This is a genomic window from Lacticaseibacillus jixianensis, from assembly GCF_003946485.1.
GTDB classification, from domain to species: Bacteria; Bacillota; Bacilli; order Lactobacillales; family Lactobacillaceae; genus Lacticaseibacillus; species Lacticaseibacillus jixianensis.
Genome location: NZ_RHOJ01000001.1, coordinates 47,261 through 70,415 on the forward strand (window position 1 = coordinate 47,261; position 23,155 = coordinate 70,415).

A 23,155-nucleotide genomic window follows, 5' to 3' on the forward strand; every position below is an offset into this window, starting at 1 on the left:
GTATTAACTTCATCATACCAAAGCCTGGCACCGCTTGCAGCCACTGGTGTAGGTAAATCCATCAATCACGAGGTAGCCAAATGGTCTTAGACTGGTCTACAGAAAAAATCAAAGCGTTTCGCCGCGCCCTGCTGGACTGGTACGACCAGGAAAAACGGGATCTGCCGTGGCGGCGTGATCACGATCCCTACCACGTCCTGCTTTCGGAGACGATGCTGCAGCAGACCCAGGTCGCCACGGTGATCCCGTACTATGAGCACTTTTTGCAGCTGTTCCCGACCGTGGCCGCCTTGGCCAAGGCGCCTGAGGCTCAGGTGATGAAGGCCTGGGAAGGCTTGGGCTACTACTCCCGCGCCCGGCATTTACAGCTGGCCGCCAAGCAGGTCGTGCTGGACTTTGGCGGTCTTTTTCCCGAGACGGCCGCCGAGCTGCGGACGCTGGCTGGCATTGGTCCGTACACGGCCGGCGCCATCGCGAGCATCGCGTTCAACCAGCCGGAGCCGGCGATCGATGGCAACGCCTTTCGGGTGTTTGCACGGTTGCTCAAGATTGACGCGGACATTACCCGGCCCCAGACGCGCCAGGTGTTCGATGACCTGATCCGGCAGCTGATCGATCCTCAGCGGCCCGGGGACTTCAACCAGGCTATCATGGATCTGGGGAGCAGTTACATGCGCGCCAAAGACCCGGACCCGGCGCATTCCCCCTTGGCCGCCTTTGATCAGAGCTACTTGAGCGACACGGTGCTGGATTACCCGGTCAAAAGCAAAAAGAAGCCGCCCGTCGTGATCCCGTACTTTGCGCTGGTGGTCCACTCGCCGCAAGGGTACCTCCTGATGCAGCGGCCGCGAACGGGAATGCTGGGAGATCTTTGGATGTTTCCGCTGGTGGACCGCTCCGCGTTGCCCGCTGCGTCGCTGACCGCTCAACTGACGGAAGCCGCGGCCCAATTTGCTGCGGAGACGGGGGTGCAGCTACCGTTTACCGATGCCGGCAAGCCCCTGGTCAAGCACACCTTCACGCACCAGCAATGGCAGCTGACCCTGATTGAGGCAGCCAGTCCGGCGTTTGACCTGGCGGTGCTGCCGGCCCGGTGGGTGGCTGAAGCAGACCTTGCGACCGTGGCGCTGCCGACGGTGCAAAAGAAACTCTTTAAAGCCCTAGCGGTAGGAGGAATGAAATGAAAACATTGATCGTGGTGAGTCACCCGCAGTTGGCCGATTCGCCCACGCAGCAGTTCCTTAAAGCCTGCGCGGCAGGGGTGACCGGTGCGACTTGGCACCACCTGGACGCACTGGGAAGGTTTGATGTGGCCGCGGAGCAGGCCCAGATCCTGGCCGCGGACCGCCTGGTGTTTGAGTTTCCGCTTTACTGGTACCAGGCGCCGGCCAGTCTTCACGAGTGGCTGGCGCGGGTGTGGACGCGCGGGTTTGCCTACGATGAGCAGGGGGGTAGATTGCGGGGGAAATCGCTGGGGATGGTTGTTTCGTACAGTCAGCCTCGCAGTGCCTACCAGCTCGGCGGCACCGAGAACGTCTCCTTGTCTGCCCTGCTGAGTCCGTACGCGGCGCTGGCCAGGAAGACGGGGATGACCCTGCTGGCGCCGCTAGAAATCGCACAGTTTGGCTACCTCACCGAGCAGCAGCGCGGCGAGCTTTTTGCTCAGTACCAGCAGTATCTGACCGTTGGCAGACCGGCGCGGTTTGCCGAGCAGGCGGCGTGGTTTCTGGCCGCACTCGCCGCGCGGGCCGAGACCGACCCGACCGCGGCGCTGATGCACGACACCCTGGCCGAGCGGCAGGACCAGCTGGCGAGCCTGCAGCAAACCATTACCGAACTGCGAGAAGGAGAGGCCGACTGATGGACGAGACGACAAAGTGGCTGCTGGAGCAGGCCAAACGGCAGGCCGAGCAGGCAAAGGCGTATGAGGACCGGGCCTTTTTCCTCGCCCTGGGGACGTTCATCCAGAAGCAGGAACTCCGGCTCACTCAGGCCCAGGGGGAAGTGGATGGCCGCTTCTGGGACCACCGCCGCTGGTAAATGCAACCTCAGGCTGATGAGTCGACCCGCTGGCGGTGGTAAGCTTAAGGGTGAAAAGGAGTTGAGCCGCATGCGTGAAAGAATTGAAAGACTGACCCGGTTCGCCTGGCTGCGGGCCTTGGGCCTGGCGCTGGTCGGCGTCTGGTTTCTGCTAGCGCCATATTCGGTCTATCACATGGTCAAGTACGTCCTCCTTGGCGGAATGTTGCTGCTGGCCGTGGGGGCGTTCGTGGACGCTGTGCGCGCCCCGCGCGGCACGCTTGAAAGCCAAAGTGCGCTTTGGCGAGGCGGCGGCCTGCTGGTGATGGCCCTCATCTTTGCGGTCATGCTGCGGCCCGCGTTGGCGCTTTTGCCGATCGTCATTGGCCTCATGCTGGTGGTGTACGGGATCTCGCGGATCGTGACGGCCCGCGACCGGCAAGTCTACGTGAACGTCTCACCGTTTCCCACCATTATCTACGGGCTTGTAGTGGCGATCACCGGCTTCGTCCTGCTGTTCAATCCGTTTCGGTCGATCATGGCCCTGCTTCAGGTCGTTGGGGTCATGCTGATCACAATGGGGATCCTTGAGCTGGGCGATATTCTGCGCGGGCATCGCCGCTGAGTCCCAGCTGGCGAAGCCGGGAGATACGCGGTCCTAGCCCAAAGTAAAAGTGCCTCTGCAGTGCGATTTTTTCGAATCGCGGTGCAGAGGTCTTTTGTCCCTAGGGGTTGCTTAATAAAATCCGATTGGGGATCAATGTGAAGGCTGAGCATTAGTGGTGGGTGCCGCCTGCTCGTTGGTCACCCAGCTCCACGTGTACTGAACAGAACCGTTGCCGAACTGAATGGAGTACGCACTGGCTTGGCGAGTGTTGCCGGTGGCGTTTTGGGCTGCTTTCATTGCCGCTTCGGCCTCATGCATGGTGTCAAAAAGGCCACCGATCCCGATCAAGTCGCGATCTGCCTGAGAAAGCGGCAGCCCACTAGCGGGACTTTGCGCCGGTGCGGCAGGCTTTTTCGCCGGGGCCGGCTGCGGTGAGCGTGCGGGCGCGGTGTAGTTCTCGCTTGGAGCTGCAGCTTGAGTGCCCGCTGACTGTCCTGTTGGGTTTGGCCGTTGGTCGCTGGCATCAGCCGCCCTAGCAGCTGAGGGGGCCGCCGCATCGGGGTTGGCGGTGGTCCGTTGCTGCAGACCGTCGGCAATGGGGGCGTAGGTCGCCTTGAACGCTTCGACGGGCACTTGCTGGATCGCCGTTTCTGCCGCTTGAATGGTCCTCAGCGTTGGCTGGCTTTGTTGAGCCGCGGCAAGTTTGGTTAAGGCCGCGACCTGCAGCGCAACTAGGGTGATGTGCGGCTTGACGGCTTTAGCGTAAGTTTGGTCAGCCGCTTCCAGCGTGCGGAAAGCGCGGTCGAGCGTTGTGTTGTCGTAGTGCGGATCCGTGATGACCCGTTGGGGGCCGAGGACTGTGGTCGCTTCTGTCTGGATCGCCACGTAGAGCTTGGCGTCCTTCAGGCGGGCGGCAGCTTGGCGCAATTTCGCCTGTTGGCTTTTACTGTAACTCTTCTCGTGCTTTTTGGCCTGCTGATAAACGTAGCTGGCATGGTTGAGATAAGCGCGAGCAAGGTTGCTTTTGGGGTGGGCGATAAAGTGCGCTTGGTGCAACGTGCTGGCCGCCTTGGCCGCCGCGGCAAGCGAGCGCTCAGCCGCTTCCGCCTGTCGGTACTGATTGTGAAATACTATACCAATTGCTGTCAAAAGGCCGACGCCGACCATTAAAATAGTTGCGATGGATCTTTTCATTACTAGTCACCTCGGGTCTTGGTTGCGTTCGGTAAATGTACTATACCACGATGGCGCTTTCAGAACGATTGGACCTGGTAAATGTGACAGCAATGTTAGCTGGTTGAAATATTGAGACGACGTTGTCATGTTCACGGAGAGCAAAAAAGAGACCAGGACAAAATGTCCTAGTCGCGTTCCGTCAGCCTGTGCTCGCTGCGTTAATCTTCTTGATCGGGGGTCGGTTGCACGAGCGCGTTGGCCCAGTGGTTAATGGGACCAAACTTGTGACCAACCGCGATCTCGTGGGCAATCGCCGTGTCGACGAAGTGTTTGGCCAGCCGGATCGCGTCCTCGACGTCGTTGCCCTTACCCAGCTCGGCGGTGATCACGGCACTCAGGGTATCGCCCGTGCCGTTTTTGCGCTCCGTGTCATAGTACGCTCCCGTGAGCCAGAAGCTCTTGCCGGATTCGAGGAGAACAAAATCTTTGACCTCGGTTTGGGCGGACGAATCGTGGCGCCCCTTGAGCATCACGTTTTTGGCGCCCATGGCCTGAATCTGGTGGGCGGCCTGCACGATGGCCGTGGGATCAGTGAGCGATTGGCCCGTCAGGTGTTCCGCCTCGTAGAAGTTTGGCGTGATGACCGTGGCCATTGGGATCAGCACCGTTTTCAGCGTCTCGAACGCGTCGGTTTCCAGCAGCATGTTGCCGTGCTTGGTGGAAATGACCGGATCCAGGACCAACGGCCCGAAGTCATACTTTTGCAGGTTAGCCGCAACGTTGTTGATCACTGCAGAATCTGCCAGCATGCCGGTTTTGGCGGCGCGGATGTGCAGGTCTTCGCCCACGGCTTTGAACTGACTGTCGATAAAGGACAGCGGCATGACCTGCGCGTCGTGGATGCCATAGGAATTGCCGGCCACCGCGGCGGTCAGGATCAATGCCCCGTATGTCCCGCGCATGAAAAAGCTGTGCAGATCCGCCTGTGCCCCCGCACTGCCGTCGCTGTCAACGCCTGCGATGGTCGCAACTTGTGGAAATTCATTTGCCATGCTCTCGCTCCCTCAAATTTCCGCTGCGGCAAAGGTCTTCGTTCGGCTCCCGCAGCGCACTTAATCAGTATCGGCCTTAATTGTACAGGCTCCGCGAGAATAAGCAAACGAAAAGCGCTCTGATCGCGAGCGCTTCGGTGATTTTAGTTAAAAGCCCGCCGCTGCGGCAGCACGGCTTTGAGCCACTGTCCCAAAAATGGGTACAGGTGGTCGAGTTCCATGACGTGGACCGTTTTTTCGGGGTAGTGCAGGATGATCCGGTTGTTGGCAGTGTCCAGCTTAATGCCAAGCACGTTGTGGTTTGGCAAGTCCAGCGCGTAGGCGTTACGCCCGGCCTGTCGCATCAGGATGGCGTTGCTGGACGCAATCACGAACAGCTCGTCTAAAGCAGGCGAATTCTCGGCGGTGCGGACGTTGACCTGGAGCCGCAGGTGAGCGCCGACCAACTCCCCAGGGATCGTGGTGGAGGCCCAAGTCAGCACGTCGTTGTCGGTGCTGTCCGCCCCCAGTTCCTTCCAATCGTGCCCGTTGTCATCGACGACTTGGTAATCCACCACGCTGCCGTGATCAAGCGGCACGGCTAACTTGATGTTTCCTGACGATTTGATTTCGACAGTGGTGGACAGCGGCTTGGAGCTGTCGAACTTGGTGGCAAAACTCAGGCCGTCAACGGGCTGAAGGACTGTCTCGTCGATCGTCGCAAAGGTCAAGTCGGCGGTGTAAAGGACCTTGATCATGGCGGCTAGGGCGTGCACCTCGGCGGCGGTGTATGGCAGGTCTGGCTCCTTGGCGGTGATCTGAAGCAGCGTTGGCAGGTTCTTGGCGACCAAGCGGCCGCTGTCAGTGAGAATTCCCTCAATGGCAAGCAGCTCCGTGTTCTGGTCCGGGCTGGCGAGGTAGACCTTGATGGTGCTGTGATCGCCATCACCGACCGCCGGCTCAAACCAGAGCCGCTCAGCAAACGCCGGATCGATATCTTTGCTTGCCTTCAGGGTTTCCAGCAGCTTGTCGGCCATGAGCGCGGTGTAGCTCAGCGTTTCGGCTTGAAGGGCCGGAAGGTTACCTTGCCACAGGGGGTCGTTGCGCAGCAAGCGCATCCGGCTGTTGTACGCCTGAATGATCGCCTCGCGGGCAGCCTTGGCAGAAAGGGTGCCGGTGATGATCTTGGTCAGTTCCTGATTTTTAAAATTAAGCATTTGCCTGCTCCTCCTTCAGCTCCAGTGCCCGCATGAAGTCCGCTTGCAAACTGCTCAGGATGTTCTCAAATTGCTCAACGGAACTGTAAGTGGCCAGGACAGCCTGATACTCGTAGCGGGTGATCGCCGCCGCCACCTGAAGCTGGCGTTTCTGGGCGTCGAAGGCCTCATCGGCAGCCGCCTTAGCGGAGTCAAAGCGGGCCTTGAGCTGGCTTGGATCGATCGTGCCGGCTTTGCGCGGCGGCGTGCTTGACTGTTCCTGGTCGGGATCGACGAAGCTCTTCAGAAAGCCCCGAACGCGAGAAGCTGGGGCCTCAGGCTGCGTCGCGACAGTTGAAGCCGCATCGGCCTCTGCGTCTTCGATTTGGCGGTGCAGGCGGTCGACTTCTTGGTACGTGTCCTTGCGCAGGGCTTCAAGCTGATGGTCCAGAAAATGATCTGGATCCTCGGCGAAGGCCCGCAGCTGCGGTAAAATATCGCGCTCGGCGTCGGTCCGCTGCACGATGCCGCGGGCAAACACGTCGATCACGCCAAACTGGCGCCGGTGATACCAGTCACCGAAGAAGACGTCGCCTTGATCGGAGACTTCAAAGAACGGAATGTGTTGGCGTAAAAACGCGATGAAGTCCTGCCGCAAAAAATCGTGCAGTTCGCGTTCTGCGCCCTTGTCGTACGCCAGAATATAACCAGGCGTTTCGGTCAATGCCAGCCGCAAGGTCTCGCTGGTATCGTCGATCCCTTGGTACAGGCGGTACGTTGACCGGTCCGCCCACGCTTTTGCAAATGCTTTAAAGAAATTATTTTGATAATTAAGGCTGGATTCTACTGTCATATCGTTTCCTCTCGCTTCTTCGCTGATACTTTCAGTCTACCGCAACGGTAGCAAGGGGGAAACCGCTCGGGATTAAAACTTTCCTTATATTGGCCGTGATTTTGCTGGTTCAAAATGAGAAAGTGCCCATTTTGGCGGACAACGGCCTGATTCCCCGTTAGAATAAAAGCCAGACTGATTCAGGAGGGAAGCACATGGTGAAGAAGACGCTGACTTTGAAGTGGCTGTTTCTTGGCTCTTTGATCACAAACACAGGGATCTCGTTTATTTGGCCACTCACGACGATCTACATGCACGAGTACCTCGGCGAGCCGCTGACCGTCTCGGGCATTGTCCTCTTCTTCAACTCGCTGGCGATGATGATCGGCAACGTGGTCGGTGGTCGGCTGTTTGACCGGTGGTCGCCGTACCGCACGATTTTAAGCGGGATCGCGCTAGACGTTGCCGCGGCGCTGGCCCTGATCTTTTTCCACGGCTGGCCGGCCTATCCGCTTTTTCTGGTCATGATGGGGTTCGGCTCCGGCTTAGTGAATACGTCCATCAATTCCTATGCGACACTGTCGACGAGCCGTCGGGCCAGCTATGTGTTTAACGTCCTTTACTTTATGCAAAACCTTGGTCTGGTGATCGGCACATTGATCGTCGGCTATGTGCTGCCTTTGGGCATTGGCTACATCTTTGCGCTTGCCTGCGGCCTGTTTTCACTGTTCTTCGTGGTGGCGCTGCGGCACTTCAACGTGGCACCGCGCGCCGCCGCCGTGCGGGCCGAAGCGGCACCGGTGCAGCCGCATAATCCGCACCTAGTGAATATCATGCTGCTGCTGGCCACCTTGTTTTTGACCTGGGTCGCTTACGAGCAGTGGCAAAGTAACATTTCGACGTTCATGCTGCACCTGGGGATGAACGTGCGGGATTACTCGTTTCTGTGGACCTTCAATGCCGTCTTGATCGTGCTCGGCCAGCCGCTTTTGACGCTCTTTGACGACTGGCTGACGAAACACTTGCGCTTGCGCCTGGGGGTGGGGTTTGCCTTGTTCGGCACGGCGTTTTTGCTGCTGATCCCGGCCCACACATACTGGATGTTCCTGCTGGCGATGGGGGTGTTGACGCTTGGCGAGATCCTGGCTTTGCCGTCGGTTGCCACCTATGTCGACATGTACACGTCGCTGGCGGAAAAAGGCCGGTTTCAGGGGTACGTGCAGATGTTTGCGTCAGCCGGCCGGGCGGTTGGCCCCCTGGTCGGCGCACTAGTGATCGAGGCGGTGGGGTATCACCCGTTATTTCTGGCCTTGGCGGTGATCCTGTACGGGTCGATCGCCATTTTCTCCTGGCGCGCGGCAATCGTTAAATAACTAATGCGATTCATAATAAATATGGTAAAAGTTCACAAATTCTTCACACCTTATAGCTATGATAAGAACATAGAAATGGCGCAAGCCTTTCTACCCCAACCCAATTTTCATTTTTACTCCTCCAAGTAAAAATCGCTGGACGGTCCCCCAACCGTCTAGCCAACTCCTCAGGCCGCTTACCCAGCGGCCATTTTTGTGGCCAGCAATGCGGGGGGGAGGTCTTATACTAAGACGAGTGGCATAAAGAGTGCAGGCGCCCCTAGCCGCTGTTGCTGTTAAGCGGCCGGGTGCGGCGCTTTCGCTGCAGGACGCAATTATCCTCGCTGCCGCTAAAATCTTCTTTACAGCGGCGCCGGGTATGCTACAATTAGTCTTGTGTTTTGGGTCCGTAGCTCAGCTGGGAGAGCGCTGCCTTCGCATGGCAGAGGTCGAGAGTTCGAATCTCTTCGGATCCATAAGCGCTAAAATACCGGTATTCACAAGGCGCGTATAAGGCCTTGAGAATACCGGTTTTATAGTATTTCTGACGTTTTTCGGTTGCTTGGCTGTCTATCCGGTTATCTCAAAGGATGACCAAAAATGAATGCCGCGGCCGCGGCTGGCTGCACTCTTCAGGGCTGGCGCTGATCGCCAGCGGTGCCCGCGCTAGTCTTGAAAATTGTGGTAGAAGAGACTTGTCAGCGTTCTCATAATTCGGTAAGCTAGTAATCAAAAGGGTCCTTAGCTCAGTTGGGAGAGCGCCTGCATGGCATGCAGGAGGTCGCGTGTTCAAGTCACGTAGGATCCAGGAACACAAAAATACCGGGATTCACAAGGCGCTTGCAAGACCCTGAGAATGCCGGTTTTATAGTGCTTCTGGCTGATTGCTGGCCGCCGTACGTTGGCTGGAAATATCACCAAAGGATCACCACAGAAATGAAATAAAAATCAGCCGGCGGGCGGGGTTGGCGGCACCTTCATGAGGTACCGCCTTTTTCATACGACGGCCCCGCGGCCGGCTCGAGTGCTGTTATTTCTTGATAAAGGTGAGGTACGCCCAGTAAAGACCCGCCACGATCGCGAGGAACAGCGCAACCTTGACGATCAGGCCGACGATGCCGGCAACCAGTGGGAGCAGGATCAAACCCAAGATGATGATGACGGCGATGATACCAATTTGTTTCCATTGAGCAGTTTGCATAATATCCCTCCACGTGATGATAGCTTAATTATAGCAAAGCCCCGCGGAAAAAATCGGGCGAGCAGATAAAATCAGCCTTAGGACGGAGCTTTCTTAGGTGTTTTCAAGGCAATAAGACGTCCACAATTAAATAAGGAACCACACAACATCTAGTATTTCTGGACTAATTGGACGGATTTAATTCTATATATAGTGCCAGCAGCCCCCAAACGTGATAGACTAGTTTTATCAAGTTCTAAAATGAACAATCATTTGGAGGTAGGGCATCATGATCGATTTGAAAGTGCATATCAACGTTAAAAAGCGGGATGGCCGCATCGTCGATTTTGACCAAAGCAAAATCACGGCGGCGATCACAAAGGCGGCGACGGCGGTGAGTGGGGAACTCGCGCCGACAGATTACACGCTGATTGAATCGATCTCTGATGCCGCGGTTGCCACGATCACCGAGCGGTTCAGCAAGGATGTCCGCATCCCTGAGGTGCAAAGTATCGTCGAGCAGGCGCTGCTTGACGCCCACCAGTACGACTGGGGCGAGGCCTACACCAAGTATCGGGTGCAGCGCGATATCGAGCGCTCCAAGAAGGCCGACGTCAACTACAACGTTCAGCAGCTGATGGATCGTGATTCAAGCGTGGTGCACGAAAATGCCAATAAGGACTCGCGCGTGTTTTCCACTCAGCGCGACCTGACTGCCGGCGCCGTGGCCAAGGCCATCGGGCTGAAGATGCTGCCGCCGGCGGTTGCTAACGCCCACCTGCGCGGCGATATCCACTGGCACGATCTTGACTACACCCCTTACATGGCCGAGACCAACTGCTGCCTGATCGACTTCAAGGAAATGCTGAACCACGGGTTCTGCATCGGTAACGCCGAGGTGGAGCCAGCCCACAGCATCCAAGTGGCGGTCACTCAGATGACGCAGATCATCGCTAACGTGGCCTCTAGTCAGTACGGCGGCTGCTCGTCTGACCGCACCGACGAGGTCCTCGCGCCGTTCGCCGAGAAGAACTACCAAAAGCACCTGCAGGAAGCGAAGGAGCTGCCGATCGATGCAGCGACGGCCGAAGCCTACGCCAAGCGCCGTACCAAAAAGGATATTTACGACGCCCTCCAGACGCTGGAGTACCAAGTCAACACGTTGTACTCGACGCAGGGGCAAACGCCTTTTGTGACGGTCGGCTTTGGCCTGGGCACGAATTGGCTGGAACGCGAGATTCAAAAGGACATCCTCAAGATCCGCATCGCCGGCCTGGGCAAGGAGAAGCGCACTGCGATTTTTCCTAAGCTCGTCTTCACGATCAAAAAGGGTCTGAACCTGCACCAGGGTGATCCGAACTACGACATTAAGCAACTGGCGATCGAGTGCGCGACCAAGCGGATGTACCCGGACATCCTGTCCTACGACATGATCAAGAAGCTGACCGGTTCCTTCAAGGCGCCGATGGGCTGCCGGTCATTTTTGCAGGGCTGGAAGGATCCAGACACCGGTGAGGAAGTCAACGCCGGCCGCATGAACCTTGGGGTCATTACCGTTAACCTGCCGCGCATCGCAATGGAAAGCAAAGGCGACAAGGACAAGTTCTGGAAGATCCTTGAACAGCGCCTCGATATTTGCAAACAGGGGCTGGTATACAAGGTCGAACGCGCCAAGCAGGCCACGCCGGAATCCGCGCCGATCCTGTACAAGTACGGCGCGTTCGGCAAGCGGCTGAACGATGACCAAAGCGTGGACGAACTGTTTAAGAACTCGCGCGCTACGGTTTCGCTGGGTTACATCGGTCTGTACGAAGTTGGCACCGTCTTTTACGGCTCGGCCTGGGAGAAGAATCCGGACGCTAAGGCCTTTTCGATTGACGTGGTCAAGGACCTGTACGAGCACTGCCAGCAGTGGGAGAAGGAGTACGGTTACCACTTCTCTGTTTACGGCACGCCATCTGAAAGCCTGACCGACACCTTCTGCCGGCTAGACAAGAAGCGCTTCGGCGTGGTCAAGGACATCACTGACAAGGATTACTACACGAACTCCTTTCACTACGACGTCCGCAAGGCCCCGACCCCGTTTGAGAAGCTCGACTTCGAAAAGGACTACCCGAAGTACTGCTCGGGCGGCTTCATTCACTACTGCGAGTATCCAAATCTGAAGCAGAACCCCAAGGCTTTGGAAGCCGTCTGGGATTATGCCTACGACAAAATTGGGTACCTTGGCACCAACACCCCGATCGATCAGTGTTTCGAGTGCGGCTTCAAAGGTGAGTTCAAGGCCACGGAGAAGGGCTACCAGTGCCCGCAGTGCGGCAACCACAATCCGGACACATGCGACGTGGTGAAGCGGCTGTGCGGCTACCTTGGCAATCCGAACAAGCGGCCGATGGTGCACGGCCGCCAGGAAGAGATCATTCACCGCAAGAAACACATGGTGATCGGCAATGACGACTTAGCCGGTCAGGCATAAGCTTGCACGTCAAAGTCCCATCCGCATCCTGGATGGGGCTTTGTGTGTCTGGGCAGGGATTCGGCCCGACCGCTGGATTCAAGGGGCACCGCGAAAAAGTGCCGTCAGCCTATCGATTACCAAAAGTAAGTCGTGTATAATGGGGGGTGCTGATTTTCAGAAACGGAGGAATTCTCATGAAAAAATGGTTGATCGGTTTGGCAAGTGTGCTCATGGTCGGCGTGTTGGCCGCCTGCGGTAATAGTCAGACCAGCAGTAGCAAATCCAGCGATAGCGTCAAGCTGGTGACGCCGAAGACCCTGACCATCGGGCTGGAAGGCACATACCAGCCGTACAGTTACCACGAAAACGGCAAGCTGACCGGGTTTGAAGTGGAACTGGGCAAGAAAATTGCCGCCGAGCTCAACTTGAAGCCGAAGTTTGTCGAGACCAAGTGGGACTCGTTGATCGCGGGCCTGGATGTTGACAAGTACGATATCATTTTGAACAACGTTGCCAAGACCCCGGAGCGTGCGGCCAAGTACCGCTTCACCGCGCCGTACACCTCAGGTAAGTCGCAGCTGGCGGTCAAGAAGGACAACACGACCATCAAGTCGCTCAAGGACATCAAGGGCAAGAAGATGGCCCAAAGTGTCACCTCGAACAACGCGGCGAACGTCAAGAAGCTTGGTGGGGTCATCGTCCCGGTCGACGGCTTCGCCCAGTCCGTCACGCTGATCGAGCAAGGTCGCGCGGATGGCACGGTCAACGAATCTGCCTCGTTTTATTCCTACCTCAAGCAGCAGCCCAACGCTGATATCAAGCTGATCAGCGTCGGCAATACGATCAAGGCCAACCCGGCCCGCGGTCTGCTCCGCAAGGACGAAGCACCGCTGCAAAAGAAGGTCACCAAGGCGATCGAGAAGTTGCGCCAAAATGGCCAGCTTGGTAAGCTAGCCAAGAAGTACTTTGGCAGCGACATCACTAAATAACCGCACTGCGGCAAGTAAAGGAGGAATTCGATGAGTGCCTGGCAAATCGTCATGAAGTCATTACCAGAACTACTGGTTGCGATGCTCAAATACACCATTCCCATTACGCTGATTTCGTTTGCGTTGGGGCTGATTTTGGCGGTGCTGGTGGCACTCGTTCGAATCTCCCCCTCGCACCAGCCAGTGATGCGGGGACTGAAGGGTCTGACCTGGTTCTACGTCTGGATCTTCCGGGGCACCCCGTTGCTGGTCCAACTGTTCCTGATCTTCTTTGGCCTGCCGTATCTGAAAATGAACGGCCACGCCATCATTGAGCTGAATGCATGGACCGCCGGCATCCTGACCTTTTCGCTGAATACCGGGGCGTACGCTTCCGAAACGATCCGCGCAGCGATCCTATCCGTGCCGCAGACCCAGTGGGACGCGGCCAAGGCCTTGGGAATGAAAAAATCCCTGATCCTGCGCCTGGTGATCTTCCCCCAGGCGCTGCGCATTGCGCTGCCGCCGCTTTCCAACAGCTTCATCAGCTTGATCAAGGACACGAGCTTGGCCAGCGGCATCACGATCATCGAGATGTTCCAGGTCAGCCAGCAGTTTGCGGCGCTTTATTACAACCCGCTGGTGTCATACAGCCTCGTCGCGTTCCTCTATCTGATGCTGACGACGGTCTTGACCGGCGTGCAGAGCTGGCTGGAAAAACGCACCAGTCGGTACCTGATCAGTGAAGGGCAATAAGTGATGGCAATCAAAATGGCTCAGAGCGTCGCGCGACGCTCTGAGCCATTTTTTGCCTTAATTCTGATCTGCTTCCGGCACCTGATTTTCCGGCCGGACCAGCAGGTGCTGGCGGCTGATGACGGTGGTGACGGTCAGGGTCAATAGCAGCAGGCCGCTGCCGGCGATGCCAAACAGCAAAGGCGCCGCGAAGTGATCAAACAGGGCTCCGAACACCAGCGTGCCGATCGGCGCAAGTAGCGTTGAAATCGTGAGGTCGAGAGAAAAGACGCGGCCTTGCAGATTCTGGGGAATGATCCGCTGCTTAAAGGTGTTTGCGGGAGTGTTGATCAGTACCATCAGGACTCCGTTGAGCATGCTTTGCAGCCAGAAAAAGGCGGTGCTGAGCCAGCCGGGCCAGGAGAACAGGGCCGGCACACCAGTGGTCGTGAACATGGCGCCCAGCAGGAACAAGTTGAAGTAGGAAAAACGGATGGGATGGGTGCGGATGGTGATGGCCGCCAGCAAAATGCCGCCGCTGAACATGCCAATGGCAAAGCCGGAATCGACCAGCCCGTATTGCTGGTTGGAAAGCTTCAGCGTCTGAATGAGCAGATACGACAGACCAACGTTCATGGCCGCAAACAGGAAGTTGACCGCGGCTGAGGAAATCATGACGGTCAGAATCAGCTTCTGGTTTTTGACGTAGGCGAACCCGGTCTTGAAGTTGTTCAGGACGGACTCGCGCGGCTGCGGCGTGGCGGGTTGGGCGAACGAGCGGAATTTCAGCAGCAGGATCGCGACCAGCGCGGTCAGCTCGAACAGTACCTCGATGTAGGCGAAGGTGTCGATGGCCACCAGCGTGTAGAGCCAGGCGCCGATCAGCGGCGCCAGGAACGCAGCCAGGCTGGTGATGGACTGATTCAGCGAGTTGACCCGCTGCAGCTCGCTGCCCTCAAATAACTGCACCAAGCTGGCGGTCAGCGTGGTGCTGAGAAAATTGTCGGTGACCTGCAGCACGATGATCAATGCAATCAGTTCCGCGTAGTACTGCGCGGGCCAGAGCTTAAAGACGACCCCAAAAGCCACCAGCGCAGCACTGGTGACCACCTGCGCACTCAGCATGATGCGCCGGTGATTCATGGTGTCCACGACATAGCCGACAAACGGCGTCAGAAGCAGTGACACCACCGGCCCGGTGACCAGCGTGACGCCCATGCTAAGGGCGGAGCCGGTGCGGTGCAGAATGTACAGGCCAATGGCAAAAGACAGCATGCTTGACCCGAACGTGCCGGCGAATTTTAAGATGAGCATTTTGATGGTCTGCGGCGTAAGGTTTTTCAAGAGCAACTCCTAGTGAGGTTTAGTTGGCTGAGGCGGCGACTGCTGGCAGCTGGTTTTCCGGCTTGTCGTAAAGCCGGTGGTGCTTGATCAGGCCGGTGACAATCAGCGTGAAGATGATCAGGACGATGCCAGTGACGCCAAACAGCAACGGGGCGGCGAGGTGATCAAACAGCACCCCAAACATTAACGTGCCCAGCGGCGCCAGCATCTGCGAAATTGTGCCGTCGAGCGAGAACACGCGGCCCTGCAGGTGATGCGGGATCACTTGCTGCATGAAGGTGTTGATCGGCGTGTTGATCAGCACAATCAAGACCCCGTTGACGATGTTTTGAATCCAGAAGTAGCCGGTGCTTAGTAGCCCCGTCCACCGTAGCACGGCTGGCAGGCCGGTGAAGGTGAAGAGAATCGCCAGCAGGATGATGTTAAAGAACGAGAACTTGATCGGATGGCTGCGCATTTTCAGCATCGACAGGAGGATGCCGCCGCCAAACATGCCGATGGCAAAGCCGGAGTCGACGAAGCCATACTGGTTATTGGTCATTTTCATGGTTTGGATCAGCAGGTACGGCAGGCCGACGTTCACGGCGGCGAAGAGGAAGTTCAGAAAGGCCGAGGACACGGTCAGGATGAAGATCAGCTGCTGATTTTTCAGGTAGGCAAAGCCGGTTTTGAAATTCTGCCAGACGGATTCTTGCGCCTCCGCCGCCTCGGCTGGCGTTTGGGCCGCGAAGGGCTGAAACTTCAGCAGGAAAATGGCGACCAGCGCAGTCAGCTCGAACAGCACTTCAATAAAGGCAAAGGTGTCGATCGACACCAGCGTGTACAGCATGGCCCCCATCAGCGGTGCCAGAAACATCGCGAGGCTGGCAATGGACTGATTCAGGGAGTTCACCCGCTGCAGCTCATTAGGCGCAAACAGTTGGACCAGGCTGGCCGTCAGCGTTGTGCTAAGAAAATTGTCGGTGACTTGCAGCGCGATGATGAGTGCGATCATTTCCGGGTAATACTGCGCCGGCCAGAGCCGAAAACCGAAGCCGAACAGCACCAGCGCAATACTGGTGGTGACCTGCGCTGTGATCATGATCCGGCGGTGGTTCATCGTGTCGACCACGTAGCCAACAAAGGGGGTCAGGATCAAAGAGACGATGGGGCCGGTGATCATGGTGACCCCCATGCTGAGCGCGGAGCCGGTGCGGTGCAAGATGTACAGGCCGATGGCAAACGAGAGCATACTTGACCCGAAGGTGCCGGCGAATTTCAGCACCAGCATCTTGATGGTTTGGGGCGTGAGATTTTTCATGGCGGGCGCCTCTCAGATATAGTGGATCGTGACGTCGCCCATTTTAAAATCACCGGCCAGCACCACGAGCGGGCCGGTCTTGGTCGGGGTCTCGCCTTTTTCGTTGAAGTCGACCGCAAAGTTGCCCAGGTTGGGTTGGACGTTCCATTCGCGGGGGATGTACAGACTGATGTCGCCCATCTGACCGAGCACTTCGATCAGCGCTGGCTCGTTGATGATGGTCGCCTTGTCAAAGAAGACCTTGGCATCGCCCAGGTTGGTGCGGATCACCGCGTGGCGGAAGTCGCCTTGCTGGACGTAGCGGGTGGCGCTGCCGAGTTTCACGTTGACGGTGACGTCGGCGGATTCGCTGCTCGGGACGTAGCTGGGCGCTTGCTTCGCCTCTTTTTGCAGCTGCCGCAGTTCGCTGATCGTGTAATGCTTGTCATTAATCGTCACGACGCTGAAGTGGTGCTTTTTCAGCGGCCTGAACAGCAGGGTCAGGCCAATCGACAGCAGCAGGGCCGCACCGAGGATCGTCCATGGGACCAGTTGCTGGATCCCCAGCGGCTTGGCGAAGAGCATCGCCAAGAACGCGAGGCTGAAGGACAGCCCAGTGAAGGACAGGCTGGCGAGACTCTTGATTGCCGCGGCGACCAGGATCAGGACTAGGACCAACGTCCAGAAGCGCAAGTGATAGGTGAACAGGCCGAGTTGGCTCAGCACTAAGATGCCGGCGCAGACGACGAAGAATAATCCCCAGAACCAGTGGCCCCATTTAACTTGTTTGGTTTCCATTACAAACCCCTCATTTCGTTTAACCGCTCGACCAGCGCCTTGTAATAGCGCCGGGATGCGTAGACCTGTTTATGACTGTTTTGAAATTCGACCAGGCAATCAGACAGCGACCGGTTGATTGAAGCCACCTGGTTCAAATTGATGATCACGGACTTGGCGACCTGCATGAAGCTCCCAGGCAGGGATTCGGCCAGCTCGTAAAGCTTTTGCTTGCTGGTGAAAATATCATCAGGGGTGTGAACCTGCAGCGTTCGGCCTTCGGTTTCGATGAACAGGATCGCCGGCAGCGGCAGGAACCGCTCCACCGTGTCCTGAAAGACCGGCAGGGTGGGGGCGGCGGTGGGCGCCGTCAACGCGTTGCGCACTGCCTCGGCCGCTGCCTGATCCTTCGCCCGGATGATCAACTCCGGTTCGTCAAGCTGCGGATCGGTTTCAACTGTGACTTTCATTGCCCCACCTCCCTGTCTGGTACTTTCTTATTAGACCATTAAAATCTGCTGAGTGAAATAGGCGGCGCGCATCCGGTCAAAAATGCCGCGTGAGTGGTTGAGCCGGGGGTGGTAGTCGGCTGGAAATGTGAAGGAAGGGAAAACTGTGTCGCAGTATCGCATCGAGTCGGGCTCCCTTAGCGATAAGCACGTGAGCGGTTTTGCTCTAGCAAGTCTGCGTTGCAGACTTGCGCCGAGTGGCAGTCTTTAAGCGGCCAAGCCGCTAACAGACTGCGCAACTGGGCTATGGGGCGACAACGCGGGAGTGCTTTGCTACGCTCAGTGCGTTGAAGCCGCTTTTTGGCTTCGGCGCACTGAGCTAGGCAAATCATCCCGCTAAAACCGTCGCCCCTCGCACCTTCACCTAATTGGGCGCGGCGCGACAACGCCCGAGCGTCTAGCTACGCCAGAGGCCTCGCCGCCAAAGACCAGCGGCAATGCCTCTGGCTAGGCTAGCCGTCGGACTAAGACCGTCGCGCCTTCGCACCTTCATACAAAAAAGGCCATCACTGGGTGGGTGATGGCCAAGGAGTAAGGTTTGGCGAGTCAGCTGGGCGGCCGACTCGCGATTTTTACTTTGGAGGAGTAAAAATGAAAAAGTTGGGTATGGGTATGGAAATGAGTGGGTGGCTCATTTCTATGAGTTTAAGATAGTCCCATAATGTGAAGAAAGTGTGACCTTGGACCAGCAATTTGTCAAAAAAATCTTAAGGCTCTCGAGCCTGATTAATTGCCCTTAAAGCGCAGATGGCTTAGTCTTTGGCATGGAGGTGATTGAGATGGAATTAACTTTTGATGATGCGGCCAAGGCGAAGATCCAGCCGCACTTGGGGCCGGATAAGAAACTGCTTTTGACGTTTGAGGACGGCGTGGGCCAATACTCGCAGCACGCGATGATCCACATGATGATCCAGTTTACGCTCAATGTTGTCGCCAAGGATGCTAAGGCGGACGGCTATAACGTGACGGTCGACTCGAATCTCGGTCCGCTCCTGATCAAAGACTACTCAGCCGAGGACCTCGATGAGCATCTGACGGTCCACTTGAACGAGACGCTAAACACCATGCAACTGAGCGGTGACGGTGGGGTGATCGATAGCGATATGGGCTTTTTGGATTTCACCGAGAAAAAATAGGTAGGCACTTTTCCTCTTGAATTAACGGTAGCTTGGGTTAAAATCTAATCTGGCACCTGAATTCTGGAGGTTAAATTTTGAACTACACATTTGAATCGGCACTGACGATCCATGAAATCAAGGCACTGTATGGTGCGGTCCACCTGACCCACTACCTCAATGACCCCGCTGAGACCGCCCGCGGCATTGCGAACTCGACGCTGCTGACAGCGCGGGACGGCGACCAACTGATCGGCGTCATCCGCGGAGTCTCCGACATGCACACCATCGTGTTTGTCCAGGACCTGATCGTCCTGCCCGAGTACCAGCACCAGGGAATCGGGGCCGAACTCCTCAAACAGTTTGACGAGTACTTCAAACAGGTCGACCGGATCGTGATCGTGACGACCAACGATGCGCTCGCTGACTTTTTTGAGCACGCTGGGTTTCAGCGCGGCAGCGACACTCGCGTGGCCACGTTCGTGCGGCCGCGGAAGCTGCTGGAGCCAAAGTTTTGATTTAGACACTTATCTGGGAGGTCGCAATGGAACCCACCGAAAATGTGACGCGGGAACAAAAAGCTGAAGGCGCCAACCTGATTCTTGAGCAGGGCTACGTCACCGAGCGCGACGAGCCCGCGATGATGGACGCCGGCTGGTGCCATGAATACCTTGAGCAGATCAACGACGAGTTGCGGTTGCGCACGGTGGCCCCCCGGGGGACCTTGGCACTGTATCATTATTACATGGGGCCGGGGAGTATCATTTTTGATCCGGCACGATTCACGGCGGCACAGGCCAAGGCGGTGCTCCAAAAAGCACTGGGCTTTGCTAAATAAAGGAGTGGCAATGATGGCCACTCCTTTTCGTTAGGCCTCAAACGGGCCTTCGAGCACGATTTTGCCGACTTGGTGGCCCTGCATCAACTGTTCGAGGCCGGCCTTGATGTTAGCGGCGGTGATGCGGTCAAAGCGTTTGGTGACGCTGGGCTGGATCAGCCCGGCCTGGGCCATGGCCCCGAGCTGCGATAAAATGTGGCCCTGGCTGGCCGGGTCATGGTCAAAGTCACTTTTGGCGAACATGAATTCAAAGTCTAGGCTGGCGGCCTTGGCCTTGAGTGCGGTCACGTCCAGTGGGCCTTGTGGGGTGGTCAAAGTGCCGACGTGGCCAAACGGGGCAACCAAGGCGGCGGCCACGCTTAAGTGCGGCTCGGTCGCGTACAGGAGCGCGACGGCGTCCACAAACGCATAGCCGGCCTGGTGCACGGCAAGGGCGAGGTCGTCGTGGTAGTCGAGCGGGAGCGCCACGCCGTGTTGATACAGCCAGTCAAAATGGCTGGGACTGGCGGTGGCGATGACCTTCAGGCCGCTCCAATGGGCGAGCTGGCTGAGCATGGAGCCGACGCCGCCAGCGCCGTTGATGATCAGCAGCGTTTGGCCGTGGTTGGCGTTGGCAGCGGGCTGAAAGTGCATTTTTTCAAATAAGAGTTCCCAGGCGGTCAGCCCCACTAAGGGCAGCGCGGCGGCCTCGCCGGCGGTCAGACGGGCAGGGGCGGCGGCAATCAGTGCCGCGGCCACCGCCTGGAACTGTTGAAAGCTGCCAGGACGCTTGGTCGAGCCGGCGTACATGACCCGGTCGCCCACTTTGAAACCTTTCACGGCCGAACCGGCCGCGGTGATGGTGCCGCAGGCGTCGTAGCCTAAGATCCGGGGGGTGGCTTGGTGCAATCCGGCCCGCTGCTTTTCATCCACCGGATTTAAGGCGATCGCCTGGACTTGGACAACCACGTCGTGCGGGCCCGGGGTTGGACGATCGATCATCAGCGGGACCAAGCTTTCCGGCTCGCTCAGCCTGACCCCGTTGTAAGCGACAAAAGCTAAGTTTTGACTCATCATTACGGCTCCCTTTGAATGTGCTATATTAATTGTAGCTGTTTTGAGCAATAAAGAGATAAATTCCGAAAGAAGGCCCCGTATGCGCACCACCAAAAAAGCTTCCCACACCCAGCTTTGGATCAACGTGCTGCTTTTCGTGTTTGGCTGCCTCTTCAGTTGGTTTGCCTGGTACGTCACCCTGCCTGAAACCCCGGTGGCCAAAATGGCCGCGCTCAGCTTCGGGTTTGGGCTGGTAATTCTGATTGGTCTTTTGGCCTACTTCGACACGGCGGCGCGGACGCGGATGAGCCGCTTCTGGGTGGACTTATTGTTTGGGGCCGGGATCGTCGCCCTGATGTACGTTTACCTGATCGGTCTGTTGGTCATGTGGCAGGTGATCGTGGGCATCGCTGGCGGCGTGCTGGTGTTGGCGGGGCTGTTTGCGCTTCGTGAGCCGCACCACATTTCTGACCGCGGCCCGCTGCCCCCAGCAGATCTGGATGACAGTCAGAAGTAATATCAGTAGCCACGAAAGCCGCCTGGCAGCGCCAGGCGGCTTTTTGAGTGGTGACTTACTGAAGCTGCTGCACGCGGATCTCAACGTTTTGAGGGACCCGCGGGCGCAAAATGGTCACGAGTGATTGCAGGTCGGAGCGGAAGGTCAGGCGCACGAACCGCCGGGCGGACAGGCCGAACACGGCGACGACCATCGTTTGGCCGTTCGGCAGCTGCAGCGGCGTTAGGGTGACGCCGATCAGCCTGGTATAAGGAATCACGCGGGAGAACAAGCCGACGTTGATCAGCCGCGTGGGGGTGAGCCCGGTGGTGCCGGTCATCACCGTTAGGGTCAAAAATGCTGCCATGAAGATGATGTAGTAAATGCTGGCGGCGCCGCTACTGATGAACCAAAAGCCAAACAGCACGGCCATTACCAGCTGAAAGGTCGAGTAGGCTCCCGGCACGTCGATGCGGCTTTGCCAGTACAGGTAGTACGCACCAAGGCCGATCAGGGCAATATCGAGAACGATTAGGAAAAGATTCATTTTGGCTCATCTGCTTTCTCCTGCGCATTTGCTGGCAGGTTGCTGGTGGGGGGATCGCTTGGGTACAGGCCTGACACTTGCTGGTACCACTTGAACAGGCGGACCGCGATGATTTTGATCACGGCAAACCCGGGGATCCCAAGAATGACACCGAGCAGGCCGAACATTGACCCAGCCGTCAGCAGCACCACGACGATTGTGATCGGGTGCATCTCTAGTTTACTCCCCATGACAAACGGGGAGATCAATTGCGTCTCAAGCAGCCACTCGATGAAGAAGACGATCACGACGGCGATCACCATTTTCGGCCCCTGAATGGCGCCCATGATCAGCGCCGGCACTAGGGCTAAGGCCGATCCGAAGTACGGGATCAGGTTTAAAGGCGCCGCCAGCATCCCAAAGATCAGACCGTAGCGCAGGCCGATGATCGAGTAGCCCAGCATGTAGATGATCCCCACCGCCAACGCGACGGTCAGCTGTCCCTGCACGTAGGAGCCGATCTTGAGGTTCATCTCGTGCAGCATTTCGCCGAAACTCTGACGCTGCTTGGTCGGGATCAGGTGCAGGATCATGGGCGTAAACTTGTTGCCTTCCTTCAGCATGAAGAAGAGGACGATGGGGGCGGTGCCGAGGGTCACGACCACCGTGCCGACGGTCGAGATGATCGAGGACAAAGACGACAGCGTCCCGGACAAAATAGTGGAGCCGCGTTTTGTGACCCAGTTTTGAATCTCGGTGGCAAACTGGTTCAGCTGCTTGTCACTGAAGAGGTTCTGCTGGTTGTTAAGGTCGGTCGCCCACTTGACGAATTGGTCCCAGTAGCTCGGCGCGGCGCTGATGAAGCTGCGGACCTGGCTTTCGATGGGAGGCACCACGCGGGTGATCGCTAAAGCGAGAATCCCAATGAGCAGCAGGAAGACTAAGCCGATGGCCCAGAGGCGGTTCATCCCGCGGCGATGGAACCAGTTGACGACCGGATTCAGCATGTAAAAGAGGATCCCCGCGAGGATGAACGGCGGGGCGACAATGCTCAAAAAGTTGGCGACCGGGGTGAACACCCACGTAATTTTGCTGAACAGCAGAATCGCCAGCAGGACGAGCACAATGTCGATCAGGAAGACGGCAAACTTATTATTAAGAAACCGCTGATAGAACTGGGAACGTTTGGTCTGCATGCGGGTGCCACCTTTCTCGACCACTAATTATATGATACCCAAACAGCAGGGTGAAAGCGAATCCGACGCTAGACTGATTTTTCGCTAAGTAAAGATCTTATTCGAATTGTGAAGAAATTGGAGAAATGTAAACATTCCGTATACACAAACTTTACAATCAGTCTGATTCATGTATAATTGAGGGTATTAAAAACAGAGAGGGGGGACGTTCAATGGTCTTAAAAGTCATGAAGTGGGGGCTACGGGTCCTGGTCCTAGCGACGGTGGTCTTACTGGTTACCAACACGGCCGTGGGGATCGGACTGAGCGCGGCGGATTTACTGGTCGGCGGCGTCTACCTGATGCAACGCAACAAGTGTGACCGGCGGCAGCTGCACCGGCTGGATCTGGTTCACCGGTACTGAGGCCTAAGCGACTGCCTGCGGGTGGTCGCTTTTTGTTTGCCACTGACAGGCTTTGCCACTGACAGGCTTTGCCACTGCTAAA

25 protein-coding genes and 2 tRNA genes are annotated in these 23,155 nt (G+C 57.1%); 15 read left to right on the top strand and 12 right to left on the bottom strand.

The features are described 5' to 3' along the window. Positions 1 to 80 precede the first annotated feature (80 nt). The 4 genes from mutY to EKM85_RS00230 all read left to right on the top strand — a co-directional run bounded on the left by mutY (position 81) and on the right by EKM85_RS00230 (position 2,644). A complete protein-coding gene (mutY, locus tag EKM85_RS00215; protein ID WP_125584262.1) occupies positions 81 to 1,184 on the top strand; it encodes an A/G-specific adenine glycosylase in 1,104 nt (367 codons plus the stop codon). Then, entirely contained in the window at positions 1,181 to 1,861 is a 681-nt protein-coding gene (locus tag EKM85_RS00220) for an NAD(P)H-dependent oxidoreductase (protein WP_125584263.1), read from the top strand. Before mutY ends, EKM85_RS00220 begins: the two co-directional genes overlap by 4 nt. Continuing rightward, positions 1,861 to 2,040, top strand: coding sequence for a hypothetical protein (locus EKM85_RS00225; protein ID WP_125584264.1), 180 nt, complete (start codon positions 1,861 to 1,863; stop codon positions 2,038 to 2,040). The genes EKM85_RS00220 and EKM85_RS00225 overlap by 1 nt, the downstream gene beginning before the upstream one ends. Before the next feature lie 70 nt (positions 2,041 to 2,110). Next, the gene (locus EKM85_RS00230; protein ID WP_164510612.1) at positions 2,111 to 2,644 is read left to right on the top strand and encodes a DUF308 domain-containing protein; all 534 of its coding nucleotides are present in this window, start codon (positions 2,111 to 2,113) and stop codon (positions 2,642 to 2,644) included. A gap of 132 nt (positions 2,645 to 2,776) precedes the next feature. On the opposite strand, the gene EKM85_RS00235 is transcribed toward EKM85_RS00230, so the two are convergent. The 4 genes from EKM85_RS00235 to EKM85_RS00250 all read right to left on the bottom strand — a co-directional run bounded on the left by EKM85_RS00235 (position 2,777) and on the right by EKM85_RS00250 (position 6,882). Continuing rightward, entirely contained in the window at positions 2,777 to 3,820 is a 1,044-nt protein-coding gene (locus tag EKM85_RS00235) for a hypothetical protein (protein ID WP_125584266.1), read from the bottom strand. A 200-nt stretch (positions 3,821 to 4,020) separates the two neighbouring features. Continuing rightward, on the bottom strand, positions 4,021 to 4,854 hold the full coding sequence (thiD, locus tag EKM85_RS00240) for a bifunctional hydroxymethylpyrimidine kinase/phosphomethylpyrimidine kinase (RefSeq protein ID WP_125584267.1): 834 nt from the start codon (positions 4,852 to 4,854) through the stop codon (positions 4,021 to 4,023). Positions 4,855 to 4,997: 143 nt separating this feature from the next. After that, positions 4,998 to 6,050 carry a hypothetical protein gene (locus tag EKM85_RS00245; RefSeq protein WP_125584268.1) on the bottom strand — a complete coding sequence of 351 codons (1,053 nt, stop codon included), beginning with the start codon at positions 6,048 to 6,050 and terminating at the stop codon, positions 4,998 to 5,000. After that, positions 6,043 to 6,882, bottom strand: coding sequence for an SbcC family exonuclease (locus tag EKM85_RS00250; RefSeq protein WP_125584269.1), 840 nt, complete (start codon positions 6,880 to 6,882; stop codon positions 6,043 to 6,045). The genes EKM85_RS00245 and EKM85_RS00250 overlap by 8 nt, the downstream gene beginning before the upstream one ends. A gap of 194 nt (positions 6,883 to 7,076) precedes the next feature. Here EKM85_RS00250 and EKM85_RS00255 point away from each other — a divergent pair, with 194 nt between their 5' ends. From EKM85_RS00255 to EKM85_RS00265, 3 genes are all read left to right on the top strand, one after another. Continuing rightward, positions 7,077 to 8,234: an MDR family MFS transporter gene (locus EKM85_RS00255; protein WP_125584270.1), complete on the top strand. Its 1,158-nt coding sequence runs from the start codon at positions 7,077 to 7,079 to the stop codon at positions 8,232 to 8,234. Between the two features lie 382 nt (positions 8,235 to 8,616). Continuing rightward, a tRNA-Ala gene (locus EKM85_RS00260) sits at positions 8,617 to 8,689 on the top strand. A gap of 259 nt (positions 8,690 to 8,948) precedes the next feature. After that, positions 8,949 to 9,021 (top strand) — tRNA-Ala (locus tag EKM85_RS00265). Positions 9,022 to 9,243: 222 nt separating this feature from the next. Here the strand turns inward: EKM85_RS00265 and EKM85_RS11400 are convergent. Then, positions 9,244 to 9,414, bottom strand: coding sequence for a hypothetical protein (locus EKM85_RS11400; protein WP_164510613.1), 171 nt, complete (start codon positions 9,412 to 9,414; stop codon positions 9,244 to 9,246). Positions 9,415 to 9,682: 268 nt separating this feature from the next. Here EKM85_RS11400 and nrdD point away from each other — a divergent pair, with 268 nt between their 5' ends. The 3 genes from nrdD to EKM85_RS00280 all read left to right on the top strand — a co-directional run bounded on the left by nrdD (position 9,683) and on the right by EKM85_RS00280 (position 13,575). Continuing rightward, complete coding sequence (gene nrdD, locus EKM85_RS00270) at positions 9,683 to 11,869, top strand: anaerobic ribonucleoside-triphosphate reductase (protein WP_125584271.1); 2,187 nt, start codon at positions 9,683 to 9,685, stop codon at positions 11,867 to 11,869. A gap of 176 nt (positions 11,870 to 12,045) precedes the next feature. Beyond that, complete coding sequence (locus tag EKM85_RS00275) at positions 12,046 to 12,840, top strand: transporter substrate-binding domain-containing protein (protein WP_125584272.1); 795 nt, start codon at positions 12,046 to 12,048, stop codon at positions 12,838 to 12,840. A gap of 30 nt (positions 12,841 to 12,870) precedes the next feature. Then, a complete protein-coding gene (locus tag EKM85_RS00280; RefSeq protein WP_125584273.1) occupies positions 12,871 to 13,575 on the top strand; it encodes an amino acid ABC transporter permease in 705 nt (234 codons plus the stop codon). Between the two features lie 57 nt (positions 13,576 to 13,632). Here the strand turns inward: EKM85_RS00280 and EKM85_RS00285 are convergent, their stop codons facing one another. The 4 genes from EKM85_RS00285 to EKM85_RS00300 are packed head-to-tail and all read right to left on the bottom strand — an operon-like array spanning position 13,633 to position 17,424. After that, positions 13,633 to 14,898, bottom strand: coding sequence for an MFS transporter (locus EKM85_RS00285; protein ID WP_125584274.1), 1,266 nt, complete (start codon positions 14,896 to 14,898; stop codon positions 13,633 to 13,635). A gap of 19 nt (positions 14,899 to 14,917) precedes the next feature. Continuing rightward, positions 14,918 to 16,198: an MFS transporter gene (locus EKM85_RS00290; RefSeq protein ID WP_125584275.1), complete on the bottom strand. Its 1,281-nt coding sequence runs from the start codon at positions 16,196 to 16,198 to the stop codon at positions 14,918 to 14,920. Between the two features lie 12 nt (positions 16,199 to 16,210). After that, positions 16,211 to 16,975 carry a LiaF transmembrane domain-containing protein gene (locus EKM85_RS00295; protein ID WP_125584276.1) on the bottom strand — a complete coding sequence of 255 codons (765 nt, stop codon included), beginning with the start codon at positions 16,973 to 16,975 and terminating at the stop codon, positions 16,211 to 16,213. Further along, on the bottom strand, positions 16,975 to 17,424 hold the full coding sequence (locus EKM85_RS00300) for a LytTR family DNA-binding domain-containing protein (RefSeq protein ID WP_125584277.1): 450 nt from the start codon (positions 17,422 to 17,424) through the stop codon (positions 16,975 to 16,977). Before EKM85_RS00300 ends, EKM85_RS00295 begins: the two co-directional genes overlap by 1 nt. Positions 17,425 to 18,242: 818 nt before the next feature. Here EKM85_RS00300 and EKM85_RS00305 point away from each other — a divergent pair. The 3 genes from EKM85_RS00305 to EKM85_RS00315 all read left to right on the top strand — a co-directional run bounded on the left by EKM85_RS00305 (position 18,243) and on the right by EKM85_RS00315 (position 19,416). Then, entirely contained in the window at positions 18,243 to 18,599 is a 357-nt protein-coding gene (locus EKM85_RS00305; RefSeq protein ID WP_125584278.1) for an iron-sulfur cluster biosynthesis family protein, read from the top strand. Positions 18,600 to 18,676: 77 nt separating this feature from the next. Then, positions 18,677 to 19,096: a GNAT family N-acetyltransferase gene (locus EKM85_RS00310; protein ID WP_164510614.1), complete on the top strand. Its 420-nt coding sequence runs from the start codon at positions 18,677 to 18,679 to the stop codon at positions 19,094 to 19,096. 26 nt (positions 19,097 to 19,122) lie between these two features. Continuing rightward, positions 19,123 to 19,416: a hypothetical protein gene (locus EKM85_RS00315; protein ID WP_125584280.1), complete on the top strand. Its 294-nt coding sequence runs from the start codon at positions 19,123 to 19,125 to the stop codon at positions 19,414 to 19,416. 30 nt (positions 19,417 to 19,446) lie between these two features. Here EKM85_RS00315 and EKM85_RS00320 read toward each other — a convergent pair whose 3' ends face one another. Continuing rightward, positions 19,447 to 20,469 carry a zinc-binding alcohol dehydrogenase family protein gene (locus EKM85_RS00320; RefSeq protein ID WP_125584281.1) on the bottom strand — a complete coding sequence of 341 codons (1,023 nt, stop codon included), beginning with the start codon at positions 20,467 to 20,469 and terminating at the stop codon, positions 19,447 to 19,449. Positions 20,470 to 20,551: 82 nt separating this feature from the next. On the opposite strand from EKM85_RS00320, the gene EKM85_RS00325 reads away from it, so the two are divergent. Continuing rightward, on the top strand, positions 20,552 to 20,968 hold the full coding sequence (locus EKM85_RS00325) for a hypothetical protein (RefSeq protein ID WP_125584282.1): 417 nt from the start codon (positions 20,552 to 20,554) through the stop codon (positions 20,966 to 20,968). A 55-nt stretch (positions 20,969 to 21,023) separates the two neighbouring features. Here EKM85_RS00325 and EKM85_RS00330 read toward each other — a convergent pair whose 3' ends face one another. Next, positions 21,024 to 21,494, bottom strand: a complete 471-nt coding sequence (locus EKM85_RS00330; protein WP_125584283.1) for a hypothetical protein — start codon at positions 21,492 to 21,494, stop codon at positions 21,024 to 21,026. Continuing rightward, positions 21,491 to 22,669: an AI-2E family transporter gene (locus EKM85_RS00335; protein ID WP_125584284.1), complete on the bottom strand. Its 1,179-nt coding sequence runs from the start codon at positions 22,667 to 22,669 to the stop codon at positions 21,491 to 21,493. The genes EKM85_RS00330 and EKM85_RS00335 overlap by 4 nt, the downstream gene beginning before the upstream one ends. A gap of 212 nt (positions 22,670 to 22,881) precedes the next feature. On the opposite strand from EKM85_RS00335, the gene EKM85_RS00340 reads away from it, so the two are divergent. Next, the gene (locus EKM85_RS00340) at positions 22,882 to 23,073 is read left to right on the top strand and encodes a hypothetical protein (protein WP_125584285.1); all 192 of its coding nucleotides are present in this window, start codon (positions 22,882 to 22,884) and stop codon (positions 23,071 to 23,073) included. The last annotated feature ends 82 nt before the right edge of the window (positions 23,074 to 23,155 follow it).